Annotated in this window: 6 protein-coding genes and 1 tRNA gene; 4 read left to right on the forward strand and 3 right to left on the reverse strand. The window is 63.6% G+C overall.

The genetic code is table 11. The features are described 5' to 3' along the window. Together ACFQX9_RS08315 and ACFQX9_RS08320 are read right to left on the reverse strand one after the other, a co-directional pair. A partial coding sequence (locus tag ACFQX9_RS08315; protein ID WP_377787709.1) for a transposase occupies positions 1 to 327 on the reverse strand: 327 nt, incomplete at its 3' end. Between the two features lie 167 nt (positions 328 to 494). Next, a complete protein-coding gene (locus ACFQX9_RS08320; protein ID WP_377787712.1) occupies positions 495 to 833 on the reverse strand; it encodes a DUF3175 domain-containing protein in 339 nt (112 codons plus the stop codon). Positions 834 to 1,015: 182 nt separating this feature from the next. Here ACFQX9_RS08320 and ACFQX9_RS08325 point away from each other — a divergent pair, with 182 nt between their 5' ends. The 3 genes from ACFQX9_RS08325 (at position 1,016) to ACFQX9_RS08335 (ending at position 5,030) form a co-directional block, all read left to right on the forward strand. Then, positions 1,016 to 2,503: an MFS transporter gene (locus ACFQX9_RS08325; protein ID WP_166517464.1), complete on the forward strand. Its 1,488-nt coding sequence runs from the start codon at positions 1,016 to 1,018 to the stop codon at positions 2,501 to 2,503. Positions 2,504 to 2,506: 3 nt separating this feature from the next. Further along, positions 2,507 to 3,328, forward strand: a complete 822-nt coding sequence (gene otsB / locus ACFQX9_RS08330) for a trehalose-phosphatase (RefSeq protein WP_085348220.1) — start codon at positions 2,507 to 2,509, stop codon at positions 3,326 to 3,328. Between the two features lie 238 nt (positions 3,329 to 3,566). Beyond that, positions 3,567 to 5,030 carry a trehalose-6-phosphate synthase gene (locus tag ACFQX9_RS08335; RefSeq protein WP_085348221.1) on the forward strand — a complete coding sequence of 488 codons (1,464 nt, stop codon included), beginning with the start codon at positions 3,567 to 3,569 and terminating at the stop codon, positions 5,028 to 5,030. Positions 5,031 to 5,081: 51 nt separating this feature from the next. Here ACFQX9_RS08335 and ACFQX9_RS08340 read toward each other — a convergent pair whose 3' ends face one another. Next, the gene (locus ACFQX9_RS08340) at positions 5,082 to 5,423 is read right to left on the reverse strand and encodes a hypothetical protein (protein WP_018452861.1); all 342 of its coding nucleotides are present in this window, start codon (positions 5,421 to 5,423) and stop codon (positions 5,082 to 5,084) included. A gap of 196 nt (positions 5,424 to 5,619) precedes the next feature. Here ACFQX9_RS08340 and ACFQX9_RS08345 point away from each other — a divergent pair. Then, positions 5,620 to 5,709 (forward strand) — tRNA-Ser (locus ACFQX9_RS08345). Positions 5,710 to 5,823 lie beyond the last annotated feature (114 nt).

Here is a 5,823-nt window from a genome sequence, read left to right on the forward strand (position 1 = left end):
GATCACCCTACGGCCACGTTCCCGGGCCAGCCTGCCTGCGACCTGTTCGGGTGACCAACCGCGGCTCAAGCCTGCCAAGACCTCGCGGCGCAAGCTGGCGTCCCGCTCGAGGCGAGAGCCCTTCCAGCGCCGCGCCCGGGTCTGCTGCTGAGCATAGCTTGGCTTGTAGCCGACTTGCCTGCCACGGTTCCGCCTCAGCTCCCGAGAGATCGTTGATGGCGGCCGATCCAAAGCTGCCGCGATTTGCCCGACCGAGCCGCCATTGGCCGAAAGGCGGGCAATCTCGCATCGATCGTCAAGAGAGAGCTGTTTGTAAGTCCGCCCCATGGCAACACCTCCAGATGGAAGTGTTGCACTTCGTTTGTGAACTCAGGGGACCCATTACCCCAAGGCGGAGTTGCCGGGCGAACTGCCAACTCCGAGTCATCGCCAAACCGCTCCCTGGGGTAATAGGTCCTGGATCGGCGCTGCGCTTGTCCAGGACGACCTGGCGCTCACTCCCTCCCGAACGCCCGCTTCAGCTTCACCTTTGCCCGCTCCAGCCGCGTGCGCTGCGTCTGCGGCAGCGTCTTGCCGGCGCGGTTGATGTAGAACGTCAGCATCGACAGCGCCGAGCGGTGGGCGCCGGTCTTGCGACGCGCGCTGTGCTCGGCCGAGCGCTTCAACGAAGCCGCGATCTTCTTCGCACTGGTCAGCTTGAACACTCCTTGTTTGAGGTCGAGCGCGTCGCTCTCTTTCGTCACGCGCTGTGACCAGCGCTTCGGTGCGGCGCGTCTGGTGCTCTTGCGCGCCGATGTTTTGCGAGAATGTGTCGTCTTTCTGGCATGAGCCATGGGGCAACTCCTTGCGGCTCCACCGAAAACCAGCGCCGCCAGCGGTCGTTCCTGCTGGAACCCGCCCCTGCCGCAGACGTTGTCGCAGGTGGCAGGCGGAATGCCGCACCCCCTTGATCGGATCGCCCCCGTCCACGCCATGTGAACCGGGGCCATGTCCATTGGTCAGATGCAACAACGCGATGGAATTGCAGCGAAGCCCAGCGCCGAACGATGGACCTGTGGTCTCCACGGTGGCCGCGGCCGATCGCATCATCGAAACCAGCATTCCTGCACGGCTTGACGCGCTGCCGTGGAGCGGGTTTCACACCCGCGTCGTGCTTGCGCTCGGCATCACCTGGATTCTGGATGGCCTCGAGGTGACCTTGGCCGGCGCCCTCTCCGGCGCGCTGAAGCAAAGTCCCGCCCTGCATTTCTCCAATCTCGATCTCGGCATAGCCAATTCAGCCTATCTCGCGGGCGCGGTGCTCGGCGCGCTCGGCTTCGGCTGGCTAACCGATCGCATCGGCCGCAAGAAGCTGTTCTTCATCACGCTCGCGCTCTATCTCTCGGCGACGGCCGCGACCGCTCTGTCATGGAATGTCGCGAGCTACGCGCTGTTTCGCTTCCTCACCGGCGCCGGCATCGGCGGCGAATATACTGCGATCAATTCGACCATCCAGGAACTGGTGCCGGCGCGCTATCGCGGCTGGACCGATCTCGTCATCAACGGCAGCTTCTGGATCGGTGCCGCCATGGGCGCCGTGGCGGCCATCGTGCTGCTCGATCCCGCGGTGATCGGCCCCGATCTCGGCTGGCGCCTCGCTTATCTCATCGGCGCGGCCATCGGCCTCGTCGTGCTCTTGATGCGGATGTGGATTCCGGAGAGTCCGCGCTGGCTGATGATCCACGGCCGTCCCGACCAGGCCCACGCGATCGTCGACGAGGTCGAGCGCTCGGTGCTCGGACACGGCCAGGATACGAGCGACGCGCGTTTCGCCAGGATCCGCCTGAAAATGCGGACTCACACGCCGATCCGCGAGGTGGTGCACACGCTGTTCTCGGTCTATCGCCAGCGCGCGATGGTCGGTCTCGTGCTGATGATCGCGCAGGCCTTCTTCTACAACGCCATCTTCTTCACTTTTGCGCTGGTGTTGACCGATTTTTACGGGATCAGCGCCGATCATGTCGGCTGGTATCTGCTTCCCTTCGCCGCCGGCAATTTCCTTGGTCCGCTGCTGCTCGGCCGCCTGTTCGATACGCTCGGCCGCCGGACCATGATCATGTTCACCTACGGCGCGTCGGGCGTGTTGCTGGCGCTGTCGGGTTATCTGTTCTCGATCGGCGCCTTGAGCGCGCAGGGGCAGACCATCGCCTGGATGGTGATCTTCTTCTTTGCCTCGCCCGCCGCGAGCGCCGCCTATCTCACCGTCAGCGAGACTTTTCCCTTGGAAGTCCGCGCGCTCGCGATCGCGGTGTTCTATGCGGTGGGCACCGGCATCGGCGGCGTGATCGGCCCCGCATTGTTCGGGGCGCTGATCGACACGGGATCACGCACGAGCGTGTTCGCGGGCTATTTGCTGGGGGCGTTCCTGATGATCGCGGCCGCGATCGTGGCGTGGCGCTATGCCATCTCGGCGGAACGCAGATCGCTCGAAGAAATCGCGCGGCCGCTTGCGTCCATGGAGTAGACTATGAAATCGGAACTGGCTGAATTGGATCTAAAGCGCACCATGGTCGACGATGAAGCGCCCGATGCGGTGCCGGTGCCCCACGCACTCGTGCCGCATCTCAATGAAACAGCGATCCTGCTCGACATCGACGGGACACTGCTCGACCTGATGCCGACGCCGCGTGAGGTGTGGGTGCCGCCAGGCCTGTCGGAAACGCTGAACCGGCTGACGGAGCGCACGTCGGGCGCGCTGGCGATGGTCAGCGGGCGTTCGCTCAACGACATCGACCTGATCTTCGCGCCCGATGTCTTTCGCGCCGTCGCCGGCCACGGCGCCGAGATGCGGCTTTCCATTGACAACGAAGCCGATGCCGTCAGCGCGCCGCCGCTGGATAAGGAGCTGAAGCGGCGGCTCGCGGCGGTGGCCAAGCTCAGTCCCGGCATTCTGCTCGAAGACAAGGGCTATTCGCTGGCGCTGCACTACCGCCTTGCGCCGCATGCGGAGAAAGCGATCTACGAAGCCGTTTCGCTGATCCGCGCCGACCTGCCCAATGCGCCGATCGAGGTGCTGCCCGGAAAGTTCGTTTGCGAGATCAAGCATTCCGGTTTTACCAAGGCGACCGGCGTGCGCGAGTTGATGAAGCACGAGCCTTTCAAGGGGCGCCGCCCGATCTTCATCGGCGACGATGTTACCGATGAGACCGTGTTCGCGATCATGCCCGACATGAACGGGCTCTCTTTTTCGGTTGGTCGCCGCGCCATGGGGGTCAACGGGCACTTCGACGCCCCGAACGATGTGCGCACGTTCCTTGCGCGGCTGCTCGACGACTCAAGGTTGGAATAAGGCACCGACATCTCGGAGCCACATATCGCGTGCGTAATTCCACCAGCGCGTCGCTTCATGCTGCGCGCGCCACGGTTCCAAATCCGGCTTTGTGTAGCGAAATCGTCAGGTTGCCTGGAGGTAAACCGGTTCCAACGCGCACGCCCGATTTTGGTTTCAATTGGTGCAAAGGATGATCAGGAACCATATTGATGAACGGCAGTTAAATGGGGTGGAATGAAACAGGAGGGGACGACCTGTGAACTTAGTCGTCGTTTCGAATCGCGTCGCGCGCGGCAAGCCCAATGAGCCCATGACGGGTGGTCTCGCGGCGGCCTTGCTACCCGTTGTGGAACATTCGGGCGCGATCTGGGTGGGATCCTCGGGCCGTGTGCGTGACGGTCATCAGAAGGAGCCGTTCGCCGAGATCGAAGCACTGGGTTCGGGCGCGATTGCGACGCTGGACCTGCCGGCGGCGCACTATGGCGGCTATTACGAGGGCTTTGCCAATTCGGCGCTGTGGCCGGCGCTGCACTCGCGCAGCGATCTGATCCGCGTCTCGCGTGACGACTATGTCAGCTATCGCGAGGTCAACGCCTTCATGGCGCGCGCCTTGATGCGCTTCCGGAAAGCGCAAACCGCGTTCTGGGTGCAGGATTACCATTTCCTCGCGCTCGGCGCGGAGCTGCGGGACCTCGGCGTCGACGATCCGATCGGCTTCTTCCTCCATACGCCATGGCCTGTCGCCGCGGTGATGCAGGGCGTGCCTAATCATCGTGAGCTGATCACGGCGATGCTGGCCTACGATCTGATCGGCTTCCAGACCAATGACGATTGCCAGAATTTTCTCGGCTATGTCGCGGGCGAACTCGGCCTCGCCGTCGAAGACGGCGTTGCGATCTCGCAGCATGGCCGAACGCGCTGCGAGGTGTTTCCGATCGGCATCGACGCCGAGAAGTTCGCGCAATACGCGGCGAAATCGGCGTCGCATCCGGACGTGTCGCGGCTGCGCCGCAGTCTCAACGGTGAACGGCTCGCGATCGGCGTCGACCGGCTCGACTATTCCAAGGGCCTTGTCAACCGCATCAGCGCGTTCGATCGGCTCTGGACCGAGCATCCGCACTTTGCGCGCAGCATCTCGCTGTTGCAGATCGCAAATCCCTCGCGCGGTGCCATCGAAGCCTATGGCAATTTGCAGAACGAGGTCGCGCGGCTCGTGTCCGACGTCAACGGCCGCCACGGCGAGGCCGACTGGACACCGATCCGCTATCTCAACAAAGGCTTTAGCCAGGCCGTGCTCGCGGGCCTCTATCGCACCGCGCAGATCGGCGTGGTGACCCCGCTGCACGACGGCATGAACCTTGTCGCCAAGGAATACGTCGCTGCGCAAAATCCGGCTGATCCCGGCGTGCTGGTGCTGTCGAAATTCGCCGGCGCGGCCAACGAGCTCGACGCCGCGCTGCTGGTCAATCCGCATGACATCGACGGCATGGCGCGCGCGATCGCGGTCGCGGCGGCGATGCCGCTCACCGAGCGCAAGATGCGCTGGGATGCGATGATGAAGAAGCTGCGCGGCCACACCATCCAGCAATGGTCGGCGGATTTCGTCGCTGAACTGGAGAAGTGCCGGACGGAGAAGGCTGCAGTCGCGCCGCTCGCCAACCAGCCGCCGCAAGCGCTGCGCTGGCTCAAGTCGGCGATCTCAGGCGTGCGGTTGATCTAGTCTTCTTCTCCCCCGTTCTTTACAGCGAGGGCAGGGCCGAAGACGACAGCCTCAATAGCAGTACGACACGCCCTCCAGAATCGCACACTGCCGCTTGTTCGGCGCGTTCGGATCGTCGAGCGGCACCATGCCCTTGCCCTGGCCGACGAACACGCCGGGCCCGACATGCACTGAGCTCTTGTGGCCGATGATGACGCTTTGATGCGGCGTCGCGCTCGAGCGCGTGCCGTCCGGCCAGAGGATGGCATCGCCCGAAAGCATCCCGCGCCGTCCGTCGTCACAGCTGACATCAACCCCGTGCCGGGTGCAGACCTGGGCGGCGGCCGGTCCGGCGAAGGCAGCGGCAAGGGCCCAAATCAGGCTCAGCGCGGCAATGGTGTTGCGGATGGTCATGGTGCCCCCGGACGTGTTTGACGGTCTTGAGTGAATCGTCGCGCCAAACCCGCCGCCGGTTCAGCGGGCGGCCGGTTCCAAGCGTCGCCGTGGCGCCTGATATTGTCTATAAAGTACAATATCTTACGGAAAAATCATCCGATTTCCCCGCGATCCCTTGCAAAATCACCGGCGCCCCTTCAAGAGAGTGCGCTCCGGAGAGATGGCCGAGTGGCTTAAGGCGCACGCTTGGAAAGCGTGTGTGCGGGAAACCGTACCGTGGGTTCGAATCCCACTCTCTCCGCCACCCAGCTGGTTGTCCGGCCCGAAGACATGGGTAACGGAACGTACCTAAGACATGGGTGACAGCCTCGTGCCGAACGGGTTGTCGAGAGGTTGCAGGGTTTTCTGCTCCAGGTCG

The sequence above is a fragment of the Bradyrhizobium sp. GCM10028915 genome, from assembly GCF_042666195.1.
In the GTDB taxonomy this organism is placed as follows: Bacteria; Pseudomonadota; Alphaproteobacteria; order Rhizobiales; family Xanthobacteraceae; genus Bradyrhizobium; species Bradyrhizobium canariense_D.